The organism is Burkholderia sp. 22PA0106, from assembly GCF_047497155.1.
GTDB lineage: Bacteria > Pseudomonadota > Gammaproteobacteria > Burkholderiales > Burkholderiaceae > Burkholderia.
Genome location: NZ_CP163163.1, coordinates 3,157,173 through 3,171,936, shown reverse-complemented (window position 1 = coordinate 3,171,936; position 14,764 = coordinate 3,157,173). Strand labels below are relative to the sequence as shown.

The window sequence follows — 14,764 nt, the reverse complement described above, 5'->3', positions numbered from 1 at the left end:
GATGTCATCACCCTTACCGGTATTTATTCGTACCCGCAGTGCTGTCGAGAGCGCCTATCCGCCGCCTACCCGCGTCGAGCAGCGTCTCCCCGATCGCACGGACCAAGGAGCTTTAAATGGATATTTTTGTCCAGCAGGTCATCAACGGACTGGTGCTCGGCAGTGTCTACGCCATCATCGCGTTGGGCTACACGATGGTGTACGGCATTCTCGGCATCATCAACTTCGCGCACGGCGACGTGCTGATGATCGGCGCGATGGTGGCGTTGTCCGCGATCACCGTGCTGCAGAACCACTTTCCGGGCCTCGGCAACGTCGCCACGCTGACCATCGCGCTGGTGATTGCCGCGGCCGTGTGCTCGATCGTGGGTTTCGCGATCGAACGCATCGCCTACCGGCCGCTGCGCCGCGCGCCGCGTCTGGCTCCGCTGATCACCGCGATCGGCGTGTCGATCCTGTTGCAGACGGCAGGCATGATGATCTGGTCGCGTAACCCGCTGCCGTTCCCGCAGCTGCTGTCGACCAACCCGCTGAACGTGATCCAGGCCACCGACGCGACGCCGGGCGCCGTGATTTCGCCGACCGAAATCGTGATCATCGCGGTGGCGTTCCTCGTGATGGCGGGCCTGCTGCTGCTGGTGCACAAGACCAAGCTGGGCCGTGCGATGCGCGCGATCTCGGAAAACCCGAACAACGCCAGCCTGATGGGCGTGAACCCGAACTTCGTGATCTCGGCCACCTTCATGATCGGCTCCGCGCTCGCGGCGCTGGCCGGTGTGATGATCGCGTCCGAATACGGCAACGTGCACTTCTACATGGGCTTCATCCCCGGCATGAAGGCGTTCACCGCCGCCGTGCTGGGCGGGATCGGCAACCTCGGCGGTGCGATGGTGGGCGGCGTGCTGCTCGGCCTCATCGAACAGCTCGGCGCCGGCTACATCGGCAACCTGACGGGCGGTGTGTTCGGCTCGAATTACCAGGACGTGTTCGCGTTCGTGGTGCTGATCATCGTGCTCGTGTTCCGTCCGTCCGGCCTGCTGGGCGAACGCGTGGCCGACCGCGCATAAGGAGACCCTCCATGACTTCCATTCAACCGATCGAAACCTCGACCACGCTGGTCGAGGAGCGCAACCTGGCCAAGACCCTCACGGTCGGCATCGTGGTGGCGATTCTCGTTGCCGCCGCGCCGTTCGTGATCGGCGCCGCCGGCGGCAATTACTGGGTGCGCGTGCTCGACTTCGCGATGCTCTACGTGATGCTCGCGCTGGGCCTGAACGTGGTGGTCGGCTTCGCCGGCCTGCTGGACCTCGGCTACATCGCGTTCTACGCGGTGGGCGCCTATGTCGCCGCGCTGCTGACCTCGCCGCACCTGACCACGCAGTTCGCATGGATCGCGGCGATGTTCCCGAACGGCCTGCATACGCCGTACTGGGTAGTGGTGCCGGTGGCGATGGCGGTGGCCGCGCTCGCGGGCGTGCTGCTCGGCGCGCCGACGCTGCGCCTGCGCGGCGACTACCTCGCGATCGTGACGCTGGGCTTCGGGGAAATCGTCCGGATCTTCATGAACAACCTGGACCGCCCGGTCAACATCACGAACGGGCCGCAGGGGATCACGGGCGTGGCGCCGCTGCACTTCGGCGGCTTCAACCTGTCGCAATCGCACTCGCTGTTCGGCCTCACGATCACGTCGGTCTATCTGTACTACTACGTGTTCGTGATCTGCTCGCTGCTGGTGATCTGGATCTGTACGCGCCTGCAACACTCGCGCATCGGCCGTGCCTGGGCCGCGATTCGCGAAGACGAAATCGCCGCCAAGGCGATGGGCATCAACACCCGTAACGTGAAGCTGCTGGCGTTCGCGATGGGCGCCTCGTTCGGCGGCCTGTCGGGCTCGATGTTCGGCGCGTTCCAGGGCTTCGTGTCGCCGGAATCGTTCACGTTCTGGGAATCGATCGTGGTGCTGGCCTGCGTGGTGCTGGGCGGCATGGGCCACATCCCTGGCGTGATCCTCGGCGCGGTGCTGCTGGCCGTGTTCCCGGAAGTGCTGCGCTCGACCATGGGCCCGCTGCAGCACGCGCTGTTCGGTCATGAAATCGTCGATACCGAAGTGATCCGTCAGGCGCTGTACGGCCTCGCGATGGTGCTGATCATGCTGTACCGCTCGGAAGGCCTGTGGCCCGCGCCGAAGCACGAGGACAGGATCGCGAAGCTGACCAAGCGCGGCGGCAAGAAGACGGCAGTGCGCGCGTAACGCACGGATACGGAGAACCAAGCAATGAGCGACAACATTCGACTGTCCGTGCAGGGCGTCAACAAGCGCTTCGGCGGCCTGCAGGCGCTGTCCGACGTCGGCCTGCAGATCCGCCAGGGCGAGATCTACGGCCTGATCGGCCCCAACGGTGCCGGCAAGACCACCTTCTTCAACGTGATCACGGGCCTGTACACGCCGGATTCGGGCGACTTCAAGCTGGACGGCACGAACTACACGCCGACCGCGGTGCACGAAGTGGCGAAGGCCGGCATTGCGCGCACGTTCCAGAACATCCGCCTGTTCGGCGGCATGACCGCGCTGGAAAACGTAATGGTGGGGCGCCACGTGCGCACCCGTCACGGCCTGATCGGCGCGGTGTTCCAGACGCCGTCGGAGCGCCGCGAAGAGCGCGAGATCAAGGAACGCGCGATCGAGCTGCTCGATTACGTGGGCGTGCTGAAGTATGCCGACTACACCTCGCGCAACCTCTCGTACGGCCACCAGCGCCGTCTCGAGATCGCCCGCGCGCTGGCGACCGATCCGAAGCTGCTCGCGCTCGACGAGCCGGCGGCCGGCATGAACGCGACCGAGAAGGTCGAGCTCACGAGCCTGCTCGACAAGATCCGTTCGGATGGCAAGACGATCCTGCTGATCGAACACGACGTGAAGCTGGTGATGGGATTGTGCAACCGGATGACGGTGCTCGATTACGGCAAGGTGATCGCCGAGGGTCTGCCGCAGGACGTGCAGAAGGATCCGAAGGTGATTGAGGCATATCTCGGCGCAGGGGTGCACTGATGGCAGCGGCAATGTTGAAGATTTCGGGCTTGCAGGTGAACTACGGCGGCATCCAGGCGGTGAAGGGTGTCGACATGGAAGTTCGCCAGGGCGAGCTGGTCACGCTGATCGGCGCGAACGGCGCGGGCAAGACCACCACGATGAAGGCGATCACGGGCCTGAAGCCGTTCTCGGGCGGCGACATCACGTACGAAGGCGCCTCGATCAAGGGCGTGCCGGCGCACGAGCTGCTCAAGCGCGGCCTGGCGATGGTGCCGGAAGGCCGGGGCATCTTCGCGCGCATGTCGATCCTCGAAAACATGCAGATGGGCGCATACCTGCGCAAGGACAAGGAAGGCATCAAGTCGGACATCGAGCGCATGTTCGGCTTCTTCCCGCGCCTGCGCGAGCGGGCGACGCAGTTCGCGGGCACGTTGTCGGGCGGCGAACAGCAGATGCTGGCGATGGCGCGCGCGATCATCAGCAAGCCCAAGCTGTTGCTGCTGGACGAGCCGTCGATGGGCCTGTCGCCGATCATGGTCGAGAAGATCTTCGAGGTGGTGCGCGAGATCTCGAAGGAAGGCCTGACGGTGCTGCTGGTCGAACAGAACGCACGCCTGGCGCTGCAGGCGGCCGACCGCGGCTACGTGATGGATTCGGGGCTGGTGACGATGGAAGGCAACGCGAAGGACATGCTCGACGATCCAAAGGTGCGCGCAGCGTATCTGGGCGAGTAAGCGGGCAGACCTTTCCTGCATGAAAAAGGCCGCCACGGGAAACCGCGGCGGCCTTTTGTTTTTGCCGCTCGCCCGGGCAGGCGAGCGGCGGCCCGTCAGGCCGGCAGCGGAAGCCGCTTGCCGAACGACACGAGCGGCTCGACACGATAGCCGAGCGCTTCGTAGAAGCGGCAGGCCTCGTCGTTCTCGGGCAGCACCTGCAGGTTGATCTTGGTGCAGCCGCGTGCCGCGAGCGCGGCTTCGGCGTGCGCCATCAGCACGCGGCCGATGCCGAGCCGGCGCGCCGCGCCCGCCACCGCGAACGAGTAGAGCCAGCCGCGGTGGCCGTCGTAGCCGGCCATCACGGTGCCGACCAATTGCGCGTCGCGAAATGCCACGAAGAACAGCTCGGGCTGCGCCGCCAGCTTCATGTCGATCGATCGTCGCGGGTCGCGATGCGGCGCGCTCGTATCGGTGTAGCTCGGAAACGCTTCGCACCACAGCGCAGTCACCGCTTCGGTGTCCGCACGGTCGAAGATCCGGATCGTCACGTCGTCGTCGGCATGCATCGCGAGCCTCGTCATGCTTCGATCAGAGCGTGTCGAGGATCGAGCGCAGCATTGCCATCATCTGGTCGATTTCCGCGTTCGTCACGTTCAGCGCCGGCATGAAGCGCAGCAGGTTCGGGCGGGCCGCGTTCAGCAGCAGGCCGTCCGGGCCCATGTCGCGCGCCTTCTCGACGATCTGCGGGCCGATATCCTTGCCGAGCAGCAGCGCGCGCAGCAACCCTTCGCCGCGCTCGCCCTGGAAGCCGCGCTCCGCCGACAGCGCCAGCAGGCTCTGCTTCAGGTATTCCGAGCGTTCGCGCACGCTTTCGAGGAAGCCCGGCGCCACCAGTTGCGAGATCACCGAGTAGCCGACCGCCGTCATCAGCGGGTTGCCGTTGTAGGTGCCGCCCTGGTCGCCGGCCTCGAACACCGCCACCTCGGCCGTCGACAGCAGCGCGGCCAGCGGCACGCCGCTGCCGATGCCCTTGCCGAGCGTCATGATGTCCGGCGCGATGCCCGACAGTTCGTAGGCGAACAGCGTGCCGGCACGGCCGCAGCCGCTTTGCACTTCATCGACGATCAGCAGCAGGTTGTGCTGTCGGGTCAGTGCGCGCAGTTGCTGCATGAATTCCGGGGTGGCCGGGATCACGCCGCCTTCGCCCTGGATCGGTTCGAGCATCACGGCGACGGTTTTGTCGGTGATCAGTTGCTCGACCGAGGCGATGTCGTTCAGTTCGGCCTTCGGGAAGCCCGGCACCTGCGGCGCGTAGATCGTGTCCCAGCCCGGCTTGCCGCTGGCCGACATGGTCGCGATGGTGCGGCCGTGGAAGCTGTGGTTGAACGTGATGATCTCGAACGCGCCGTTCTTGAATTTGCGGCCCCACTTGCGCGCGAGCTTGATCGCGCCTTCGTTGGCTTCCGCGCCGCTGTTGGTGAAGAACACCTTGTCGAACACGCTGTGCTGCGTGAGCAGGCCGGCCAGCTTGGCCATCGGCTCGTTGTAGTAGGCCGGCGACGGGTTCAGCAGGCGTTCGGCCTGGCTTTTCAGCGCCTCGACGACGCCCTCGTTGCAGTGGCCCAGGCTGTTGACCGCCCAGCCCTGGATGAAATCCAGATAGCGCTTGCCGTTGTGATCGTAGAGCCACGAGCCTTTGCCGTGCGTGAACACGAGGTCGGGGCGGGTCGTGATGTACATCAGCGAGTCGATCGGATAATCGTTCAAGGGCATGGCTGCGGGCTCCAGCGGGTAGCGACAGGGGAAAAAAGGGCAATAAAAAAGCCACGGAATGCCGTGGCTTGGTAGTTCGAACAGCTTGGGCGTAACGGGTACTGGTTACGCGTGCGTCCGTGACGAGCCGGCGGCATTCGTGCGATGCGGCGAGCGGCGACGTCGGAGGGCGGACAGGAAGCGGTTCATGGCGCAAGCATAAGGCATGACGTGGCGATAAGTAAACCGCCCGGTTGCGACAAACGCATGTCGAGCAGGGATTTTCGGCCGGCGCGTCGCGTGGGCGAGACGCCGGCCGCGCCGCTCAGACGGCGTTCGCGAGGTCGGCCGCGCTCGTGAACGAATCGGCGTAGAACTCGTCGGCCGGCAGCCCGTGATGGGCCGTGAAATCGCGTTGGGCCGATTCCACCATCACCGGCGCGCCGCAGGCGTAGACCTGATGACCGGACAGATCGGGCAGATCCTCGACCACGGCGCGGTGGACGAAGCCGGTGCGGCCTGTCCAGGCGTCGCCGGCGTCGGGCTCGGACAGCACCGGCACGAAGCGGAAATTCGGGATCTCGCGCGCCCATTGCTCGGCCAGCTCGAACAGGTAGATGTCCTTCTTGCGGCGTGCGCCCCAGTACAGGCGCATCGGGCGCGTGAAATTGCTGTGCCGCGCATGCTCGATGATTGCCTTGATCGGCGCGAAACCGGTGCCGGAGGCCAGCAGCACGATCGGCTTCTCGGAATCCTCGCGCAGGAAGAACGTGCCGAGCGGGCCTTCGAAGCGCAGGATTTCGCGCTCCTTCATGGTGTTGAACACGTGATCGGTGAACTTGCCGCCGGGCATGTGGCGGATATGCAGCTCGACCGGGCCTTCCTCGTGCGGCGCGCTGGCCATCGAGTAGCTGCGGCGCGAGCCGTCCTTCAGGATGAATTCGAGGTACTGGCCGGCCAGATACTGCAAGCGTTCGTTGGCCGGCAGTTGCAGCTTCAGCACGGCGACGTCGTCGGCCTTGCGCTCGATCGCGTTGACGCGGCACGGCAGCTTCTTGACCTGCACGCCGTCCACGCCGGCGATTTCACGCACGTCGATTTCGAGATCGCTTTGCGCGCTCGCGCAGCAGAGCAGGGCCAGCCCGCGCGTGCGCTCGTCGTTCGACAGCGCCGACGCCGCATGCGGGCGTTGCTCGACCTGCCCCTGCACGATCTGCCCCTTGCAGGAGCCGCACGCACCGTTCTTGCAGCCATACGGGAGATGCACGTTCTGCCGCAGGGCGGCCGCCAGCACGGTTTCTTCGGCCTCGACCTGGAATTGCCGGCCGCTTTGCTTGAGGGTTACGTTGAATGCCATAAGTCCATGAACCAAAAGTGGGGACCGTGCGAATCGGGCACGGCGGCTACAATGATTGCGCTACGAATTCCGGTAACACCATGATTGCGACACGAATCCTGCGCCGCTCGCGCGTACTGATCGTCGGCTGCGGCGATGTCGGCATGCGCTGCGTCGAACAGTTGCGCGCGCGGGCTCGCCCGCCGCGAATCATCGCGCTGACGAGCCAGCCGGCCCGCCGGGCGGAGCTGGCGGCAGCCGGCGCGGTGCCGATGATCGGCGATCTGGACCGCCGGGCCACGCTCGCGCGGCTCGGCGGCATCGCGCATCGGGTGCTGCACCTGGCGCCGCCGCAAGCGTCGGGCAACGACGATCGGCGCACGCGCGCCTTGATCGCGGCGCTCGGCGCCCGGCACGGTGCGCGGCGCGGGCCGGCCAGGCCGGCTGGCGCCGCGGCCGTGGGCCGCTTGCGAGCGGGCGGCGCGCCGTTTCAGGCAGCGCGTATTGTACCCGAGGGGATTCGGCCGGCTCCCGCGCTTGTCTATGCCAGCACGAGCGGCGTGTACGGCGATTGCGGCGGCGCGCGGGTGGACGAAACGCGCCCGGTGCGCCCGGCCAACGCGCGTGCCGTGCGGCGCGTGTCGGCCGAACGGCAACTGCGGCGGGCGACCGCACGCGGTGCGCTCGCTGCCCGGATCGTGCGAATTCCGGGCATCTACGCGGCCAACCGCCTGCCGATCGCGCGGCTGGAGCGCCGCACGCCGGCGCTGGTCGATGCCGACGACGTGTATACCAACCACATTCACGCCGACGATCTGGCCCGCATCCTGTTGGCCGCTGCCGTGCGCGGCCTGCCGTCGCGCGTGGTGCTCGCGTCGGACGACACCGAGATGAAGATGGGGGAGTATTTCGAGCGCGTCGCGCGGGCGAGCGGTCGCGCCAGCCCGCCGCGCATCACGCGCGCCGAAGCCGAGGCGAGGCTCGAACCCGTGCAGTTGTCATTCATGCGGGAATCGCGGCGGCTGGTCAACCGGCGGCTCAAGCGCGAACTGCGCGTGGCGCTGCGTTACCCCACGGTGGACGATTTCCTGCGCACGATTTCACCGGACAGCGAACTCGGCTCGCTCAGATGATCGCGGGCAGCGCCTCGATCAACATGAAACAGAGCAGGGCGCCGATCAAGGCGCCAATCAAGTTCGGATCGTAGCGATGTCGCAGTCGCATGATGACCAGCAACGCGCCGATGGCGACAACGCCCATCACGGCGAATATCAGCACCATGGATGACAGTTCGATCGGATTATTGACGTTCATGATCTTCCCCAGAGCCTCGCGGTTTGCTCGTTTTTTATCGTTGTGATTCGAGTATAGCGAGGCAATGGCGGACATCCATGCTGCAATGCGGCGACACCGTCTGATGCGCGCAACGTCATGGCCCCGCGAGGTGGGCAGCCGGTTTCAGCCGGCGGAGGGCACCGCGCGCAGCGAGTCCAGATCGGTGCTGTCGAGCCAGCGCCATGCGCCCGGCGCGAGGTCGGCCGGCAACCCGTAGCCGCCGATCCGTTCCCGATGCAGCGCCTCGACGCGATTGCCCGAGGCTGCCACCATGCGCTTGACCTGGTGATACTTGCCTTCCAGCACGGTCAGTTCGAGCGTGCGCTCGCCGCGCGCATTCGCCGCGACCGCCGCGATCGGCTTCGGTTCGCCATGCAGCAGCACGCCGCCGCGCAGCGCCGCGAGTTGCGTGTCGTCGAGCGCGTGCCTGACTTCGGCCACGTAGGTTTTCGGCACCTTGCGCTTGGGCGACGTGTAGGCGTGGACGAACTGGCCGTCGTCGGACAGCAGCAGCAGGCCGGTGGTGTCCTGATCGAGCCGGCCGACGCATTGCACGCCGCGCGCCGCGAATGGCGGCGGCAACAGCGAGAAGACGCTCAGGTGATGCTGCGGATCGTGCGAGCACTCGTAGCCGGCCGGTTTGTTCAGCGCGAGATAGGCGCGCTCGCGATAGGGCCAGCGCGTGCCGTCCACCTCGAAGGCGAGGCCTGCGGTATCGAACGCCGCATCGGCGTCGTCGCATGCGGCACCGCCGATCGATACGCGGCCTGTGTCCACGAGTGCGCGGCACTGGCGGCGCGAGCCGAAGCCCTGGGAAAAGAGGATGGTTTCGAGTTTCATGGCGCGCGCATTGTAACAAGCGGCACATCGGCCCACTGCGCGGCACTGGCAGTTTTCGTGTGAAGCTTGTCCGAATATTTCACGCCGCCTGCCTATGATTCAACTATTAATTTTCTGGGCGTGTGCAGCCTTGCCGCTTCGGGGCGGTCATCACGGCAAGGCGCAAAGCCGACAATAATCATGCACGCACGATCGATATACGAAAAACACAATGGATCGGGAATGGAGCAGCGCGACCGGTGCGAGCCGGTCGTCAGGGCGGGAAGGTTCATCGAGGTTGTCATCGCCGATCGCTTTCCCATCATGCGATACAGCCTGATGCGATTGCTCGAGAGCGAGCCCGGCATCGCCGTGGTCGCATCCGTCGGGGCGGTGCGAGATATCTACGCCGCTATTGAACGCTACCCTCGTTGCACGCTGATCTGCGACTACAACTTCGGTGACGATGCGCAACCGGATGGCCTGCAACTCGTCGAGCGCATCGTGCGCTCGTATCTTGAGGTCAGGGCCATCTTCATGTCGACGCACGCTCAGATGCCGATCGTCAGCCGCATCTTCAAACTCGGTGCGCATGCGTTCGTGCGCAAATGCGGCGAGGATCTGATCGATGTCGCTGCGTTGATCCACAAGGTGCAGGATGGCGCGCGCCATTTCGAGTTCGACGCAACCAGCGTGTCGTTGCCGAGCGGGCGGCTCGGTGCGAGCACGGCGTGCGATGGCGTGGCGGATTTGTCGGTACACGAAATCGAAGTGATGCGGATGTGGGCGAAGGGGCTGACCGTCACGGAAATCGCGGTGCTGCGCAAGCGCAGCAAGAACACGATCAGTGCGCAGAAGGCCAATGTGATGAGGAAACTCGGCGTGCGCAACGCCGTGGAGCTGCTGGCCGTGGCGTGCAAGCTGCTGTCGTGAGCGGCGCGCCGATTCGCTTCAACGAAAGCGCGCCCGGTAATCGAGCGGGCTGACGCCCACGTAGCGCTGGAAATTGCGCCGCAAGGTTTCGGTGCTGCCGAAGCCGCAGCGCTCGGAAATCAGCAGCAGCGAATCGTTCGAATCTTCCAGGCAACGCTTGACCGCTTCGACGCGCGCGCGAATCACGAATTCGGCGGGTGTCGAACCGGTCGCGCGCGTGAACACGCGGGCAAAGTTGCGAGGGCTCATCGCTGCGCGTTCGGCCAGGGTTTCGATGGTCAGGTTCTGATCGAGATTCGCCAGAAGCCACTGTTGCACCTGGCTGATCGGATCGGTTTCCACCATTTGCGCATTGAGCAACGCGCTGAACTGCGACTGCCCGCCGGGGCGCTTCAGGAACATCACGAACAGGCGCGCCACCGCCAGCGAAATCTTGCGGCCAAAGTCTTCCTCGACGAGCGCGAGCGCGAGATCCAGCCCGGCCGTCACGCCGGCCGAGGTATAGACCGGGCCGTCCTTGATGAAGACCGGATCGCGATCCACCTGCACCTGCGGATAGAGCGCCGCGAGCCTGTCGCATTCGCGCCAGTGCGTGACGGCGCGGCGGCCGTTCAACAGGCCCGCTTCGGCGAGAAAGAAGGTGCCGGTGCAGGTCGAGACGATGCGCCGGACTTTGCCGTCCGCATCGGTGAACCAGTGACGCAGCGCCCGTGCGGTGTCTTCGATGATCGACATGTTGCCCGACCCACCGACGATCAACGTGTCGTAGCGCGCCAGATCCGTGTCTGAAAAACCGCGTTCCGCATAGAGCTTGAGGCCCGACGAACTCGTGACCGGCCCCGCTTTCGGTGCGATCAATTCGACTTCGTAGCCGGCATCGGCGCGGCCCTGGCCGGCGAGGCACGCGGTGGCGACGGTAAAGACCTCGAGCGGCCCGATCACGTCCATGAATAGCTCGCCATCGAATACCACGAACCCAATTCGGCGCTTCTGATCGAGGGTTTTATTCAATGGCATGCAGTCTGATTTCCGATCTATTTCTGCGGGCCAGTATGGCAGATTTTGTGGGGAAGCTGTCCTAAGAATCAATCGAGCAAAAGCTAGGATATGTCCTAGGCAATATGTTGGACAACAACGCGGCATGACGGATCGGCTTCGGCGTGCGATCGCAAGAAGATCGATCGATTCGAGACCTAGCATGCTTGCCGCACATTAAAGGGTAACGAAATGCAAATGCAATCCTTCATCAAGGGCGTGACCGAACCAGGCCGCGTCTGCACGGTGCCCATCCGTGTGATCATTGCCGATCGCCAACCGGTGCTGCGTTACGGTCTTTCCCGTTTGCTCGAAGACGAGAACGATATCGACATCGTGGCCACCGCCAGTTCGGTCGACGAACTGTATGCGCAACTGAATCGCACGTCGTGCGATCTGCTCGTGTGCGACTACAACTTCTCGAACGATTCTCAACCCGATGGCTTGCAAATGGTTGAGCGTATTCTGCGTACCTATCCTGAGATTCGTACTATTTTCACGTCGACGCTCGATCAATTCGCGATGGTGGCACGCGTTGTCGAACTGGGCGCCGATGGTTTCATCCGAAAGGGCAGCGAGGATTTGATCGAGCTGGCCAAAATCATCCGGAAGGTATTCGGCGGCAGCAAATATTTCGATTCGGAAACCTCGTCGATCGTGCTTCAACGCTTCGGTTCGGGCGGCACCGGTTATGGTAACGGCAGCCTGGTCGATTTGTCCTTGCGCGAGCTCGAAGTCATGCGCATGTGGTCGAGTGGCATGACCGTCACGGAAATCGCAGCGGTGCGTAGGCGCAGTTGTAAAACCATCAGCGCGCAGAAGAAAGCGGCCATGAAAAAGCTCGGCGCGCGTAATTCGGTCGAGCTGCTGACTGCCGCAAAGCGTTTGTTCTCCTGAGCGTTCCTACACGGCAAACAGCCTCATTCAGCGGTTTCTTCGTGGTGCCCCTGGCTATTGCCTTGCCTGATATTAATAAGTTGTCCTGTTGTTTATATACTGGTCGCGAGATGGTTCGTATTTGGGTGCCGGTTGCCTGCATGGGTATCACCTGAAAAAATCGAACGTCAGATACGCCGTCGATGAGCGTCATTCGGTATCGGAAGTGGAACATGCAAAACAAGCTACAAAACATGCGTATTTTCGCCTGTGTCGCGAATGCAAAGAGTTTTACCGCCGCAGCTCATCGGTTGAACACGACGATTCCTCAGGTGTCGCGTGCCGTGGCGGCACTCGAGGCCTATCTGCAAACCAGGCTGCTCAATCGCACCACGCGCCGCATTGTTTCGACCGAAGCCGGCGAGCGTTATTTGCAGCGTTGCCAGGAGATCCTCGTGCTTATCGACGAAGCCGAAGCCGAGGCGCGCAAAGCCAGCGTCAATCCGAGCGGCTGGTTGCGCGTGCACTGTACGGTCAGCCTCGGGCAACATTATCTCGTGCCTGCCGTCGCGAAATACCGGCAGCGCTATCCGGAAGTCCAGATCGAACTGACCCTGTCGCAACGTACCCCCGGGTTGATCGACGAGGGTCTTGATGTGTCGGTGTTGATGGGCGGTGATTTGCCGAATTCAAGCCTCGTTGGCGTCCGGCTTGGTGAAACCTTCGGTGTGTTGTGCGCATCGCCGGCGTACCTTGCGAAGCACGGCACGCCGCGTCGTCTGGCCGATCTCGTTACGCACAGCTATGTCACGTCCGATGCAGCATCGGCGGGCTCGGGCGAATGGGAATTGGTCGGACCCGAGGGCAAAGCCAATGTATCGGTAACAGCCGCGCCGTTTCGAGTGAATACCTATGAAGCGATGGCGGTTGCGATTCGCGAGGGAATGGGCATTGGTATCCTGCCCGTCTATTCCGTCATTGATGCGATGCGTGCTGGCGACATCGTGCGTGTGATGCCTGAGTATCGTTCGTCCAAGCGCACCATTTCCGCGCTGTATTCGTCGCGGCACTATATCGATGCCAAGATCCGCACGTGGCTCGATTTTTTGCGAGACGAAATCGAGGCCGCGCAACGTATCGAGCAGGAGGCTTTTCGGCCCTTCGACCCGTTGAAGGATCCGAATGCGAAGGGCACCCCGTTGCCCGCTGATAAGCCTGTCTGAGCCTGTCCCCCTCCTCTGTATTTCTTATTGCCGCCCCGACATCCAATATTCGGTTCGGGGTGCGCGTTGTTTGGCTCTCCCTACTCACGGCAGGCTTGCGATCAATGATGACGCTGCTGCGTTATCCGTGACGTTCCGTCGATCTGTGGCCGAGTGGTCAGAAGTCACGCCCGCCTGTGACGAATGGCGATCGGATCTGGCGGTTGAGAGAGAAGTGCGAATCGTTTTCGGTGTGACCCGGACGTCGGTTCGGCGACCGATAGGTCATCGCGCGAGCGACGCCTGTCGAGGTCGCTCGGATGGCTGGTTGCGATAGCCCGGAATATTCAGGCGGGCAGGGCCGCCAATACGTGCCGCAGAACGGCTGGGTCGACATCGCCTTCGATGCGAATGGTTGCCTTGCCGATCACGATTTCGATATGCCCAGGGGCCGTTTTCGCAGCGGGCGGCATGACAACGGGCGCGCTTGTACCGGGTGTTGCTACGAGAATTGCCGGGGTTTCGCTGCGGAGTGGCGCCAGCGGCCCCCGGGCATGAGACGTTTGGGCGATGTGGGCGTGCGATACCGGATGCGCATAGGCAAGCGTTGCGGCCGGATCAAGGTTGGGCGGGCCCAGCTTGCCATCGCTTACGGCGTTGACCGGCGCCGGCGTGGGTAGCGCGGCGGCGCGGTGGGGCGCAAACCGTTGCATCGCGCCGATCTCGCGCCAGCGTTGCGCACGCAATGCGTCCCGATCATGGGCCACACGCGCATCGACTTTAGGGGCCGCAGCGCGAGGCGCATCCGTGGGTTTGCGCGCTTGCTTGGTCGCCAGCGCCTTGCTCGCAAGCGGGATCTCATAACTCTGCTTGTGCTTGACGGCGGCCGCATGTCGCTGTGTGGTGTGGCGCGGCATGGCGTGCGACGGGGGACGGGCCGGTGCTTTGTTCACCGGAGCAGCGGGCGATGGCGTTTCGGGCTGAACCGATGCGGCGGGCGAGGCCTTGCTGCTCTCTTCGGGCGTCGTGAGGCCCGCTCCGGGCGTTGTGACGGAGGCAAGCGCTGCAAGCGGCTTCGCGCTGCTTGCGGCGGGCTGCATCGGCACGGTGTTTTCAAGCGGTTTTTCGTTGCTGCGTGAGGTGCCGAATACGAGGCTGCCCAGTACGCCGAGTGCACCGATCGTCCAGTAGGCCGCGAGGCGTATTTCGCGCGGCGAGATGCCGCTGGCTGCGCGATTGGATGCGACGTGCGCCATGGCAGGAGCGGATTGCGGCCGGTTGGCGGTGCCGAAAAACGATGCGAACGCAGCACGACAGGTCGCGCGTACGAACGACGGATGACGATCGGCGGCATGACCAGCAAGCGCCCATGATTCACCGAACGATACCGTACGCAACGCGTGCCAACCGGGAAGGGCGAGATCGCCCGCGATGGGAATGAGTTTCATGACCATGATCGGGAAGGGTAGGAGGGGCGTGGGAGGGGCGGCGCGTGGGCCAGTCGTTCGGCGCGCAACAAAATTGACCGAGTAGGCAAAGTGTAAAGTTCGATGGCGCGCGCGAGGGCGCTACTCGGGAAAATCTGGTTTTTCCCTAGGAGGAATGGGGAAATCGGATGGGCTGTTTTCGGAATTTTTCCGATGGTGCTGGCGAGCGAGATGGGCTAGCTATGAGGGCCAGTCGGTGCATCGGGGGGGCGCGAAACCCGAAACACAAACTTCGCGGCTAC

15 protein-coding genes are annotated in these 14,764 nt (G+C 63.9%); 8 read left to right on the top strand and 7 right to left on the bottom strand.

All coding sequences use genetic code 11. The features are described from left to right. Positions 1-116: 116 nt before the first annotated feature. From AB4850_RS29075 to AB4850_RS29060, 4 genes are read left to right on the top strand one after another with little or no spacing between them, the layout of a single operon-like run. Entirely contained in the window at positions 117-1,067 is a 951-nt protein-coding gene (locus tag AB4850_RS29075) for a branched-chain amino acid ABC transporter permease (RefSeq protein ID WP_414442869.1), read from the top strand. 11 nt (positions 1,068-1,078) lie between these two features. Continuing rightward, positions 1,079-2,251, top strand: a complete 1,173-nt coding sequence (locus tag AB4850_RS29070) for an ABC transporter permease subunit (protein WP_414442868.1) — start codon at positions 1,079-1,081, stop codon at positions 2,249-2,251. 24 nt (positions 2,252-2,275) lie between these two features. Next, entirely contained in the window at positions 2,276-3,049 is a 774-nt protein-coding gene (locus tag AB4850_RS29065) for an ABC transporter ATP-binding protein (RefSeq protein WP_414442867.1), read from the top strand. Further along, entirely contained in the window at positions 3,049-3,765 is a 717-nt protein-coding gene (locus tag AB4850_RS29060; protein ID WP_414442866.1) for an ABC transporter ATP-binding protein, read from the top strand. The genes AB4850_RS29065 and AB4850_RS29060 overlap by 1 nt, the downstream gene beginning before the upstream one ends. Positions 3,766-3,860: 95 nt before the next feature. On the opposite strand, the gene AB4850_RS29055 is transcribed toward AB4850_RS29060, so the two are convergent. The 3 genes from AB4850_RS29055 to AB4850_RS29045 form a co-directional block, all read right to left on the bottom strand. Next, positions 3,861-4,313, bottom strand: a complete 453-nt coding sequence (locus AB4850_RS29055; RefSeq protein WP_414445645.1) for a GNAT family acetyltransferase — start codon at positions 4,311-4,313, stop codon at positions 3,861-3,863. Between the two features lie 22 nt (positions 4,314-4,335). After that, positions 4,336-5,520, bottom strand: a complete 1,185-nt coding sequence (locus tag AB4850_RS29050) for an acetylornithine transaminase (RefSeq protein ID WP_414442865.1) — start codon at positions 5,518-5,520, stop codon at positions 4,336-4,338. Positions 5,521-5,824: 304 nt separating this feature from the next. Then, complete coding sequence (locus tag AB4850_RS29045) at positions 5,825-6,856, bottom strand: CDP-6-deoxy-delta-3,4-glucoseen reductase (protein ID WP_414442864.1); 1,032 nt, start codon at positions 6,854-6,856, stop codon at positions 5,825-5,827. A gap of 26 nt (positions 6,857-6,882) precedes the next feature. Between AB4850_RS29045 and AB4850_RS29040 the strand changes: the two genes are divergently transcribed. After that, positions 6,883-7,968 carry an NAD-dependent epimerase/dehydratase family protein gene (locus tag AB4850_RS29040; protein WP_414445644.1) on the top strand — a complete coding sequence of 362 codons (1,086 nt, stop codon included), beginning with the start codon at positions 6,883-6,885 and terminating at the stop codon, positions 7,966-7,968. On the opposite strand, the gene AB4850_RS29035 is transcribed toward AB4850_RS29040, so the two are convergent. Both AB4850_RS29035 and AB4850_RS29030 read right to left on the bottom strand, forming a co-directional pair. Further along, positions 7,961-8,149, bottom strand: coding sequence for a hypothetical protein (locus tag AB4850_RS29035; protein ID WP_414445643.1), 189 nt, complete (start codon positions 8,147-8,149; stop codon positions 7,961-7,963). The genes AB4850_RS29040 and AB4850_RS29035 overlap by 8 nt on opposite strands. Before the next feature lie 144 nt (positions 8,150-8,293). Then, the gene (locus tag AB4850_RS29030; RefSeq protein ID WP_414442863.1) at positions 8,294-9,010 is read right to left on the bottom strand and encodes a 16S rRNA pseudouridine(516) synthase; all 717 of its coding nucleotides are present in this window, start codon (positions 9,008-9,010) and stop codon (positions 8,294-8,296) included. A gap of 222 nt (positions 9,011-9,232) precedes the next feature. Here AB4850_RS29030 and AB4850_RS29025 point away from each other — a divergent pair, with 222 nt between their 5' ends. After that, the gene (locus tag AB4850_RS29025; protein ID WP_414442862.1) at positions 9,233-9,922 is read left to right on the top strand and encodes a LuxR C-terminal-related transcriptional regulator; all 690 of its coding nucleotides are present in this window, start codon (positions 9,233-9,235) and stop codon (positions 9,920-9,922) included. An 18-nt stretch (positions 9,923-9,940) separates the two neighbouring features. On the opposite strand, the gene AB4850_RS29020 is transcribed toward AB4850_RS29025, so the two are convergent. After that, positions 9,941-11,122, bottom strand: a complete 1,182-nt coding sequence (locus tag AB4850_RS29020) for a GlxA family transcriptional regulator (RefSeq protein ID WP_414442861.1) — start codon at positions 11,120-11,122, stop codon at positions 9,941-9,943. Positions 11,123-11,155: 33 nt separating this feature from the next. Between AB4850_RS29020 and AB4850_RS29015 the strand changes: the two genes are divergently transcribed. Then, positions 11,156-11,854, top strand: a complete 699-nt coding sequence (locus AB4850_RS29015; protein WP_414442860.1) for a response regulator — start codon at positions 11,156-11,158, stop codon at positions 11,852-11,854. A gap of 212 nt (positions 11,855-12,066) precedes the next feature. Continuing rightward, on the top strand, positions 12,067-13,056 hold the full coding sequence (locus AB4850_RS29010; protein ID WP_414442859.1) for a LysR family transcriptional regulator: 990 nt from the start codon (positions 12,067-12,069) through the stop codon (positions 13,054-13,056). 326 nt (positions 13,057-13,382) lie between these two features. Here AB4850_RS29010 and AB4850_RS29005 read toward each other — a convergent pair whose 3' ends face one another. Continuing rightward, on the bottom strand, positions 13,383-14,483 hold the full coding sequence (locus AB4850_RS29005; RefSeq protein ID WP_414442858.1) for a hypothetical protein: 1,101 nt from the start codon (positions 14,481-14,483) through the stop codon (positions 13,383-13,385). Positions 14,484-14,764 lie beyond the last annotated feature (281 nt).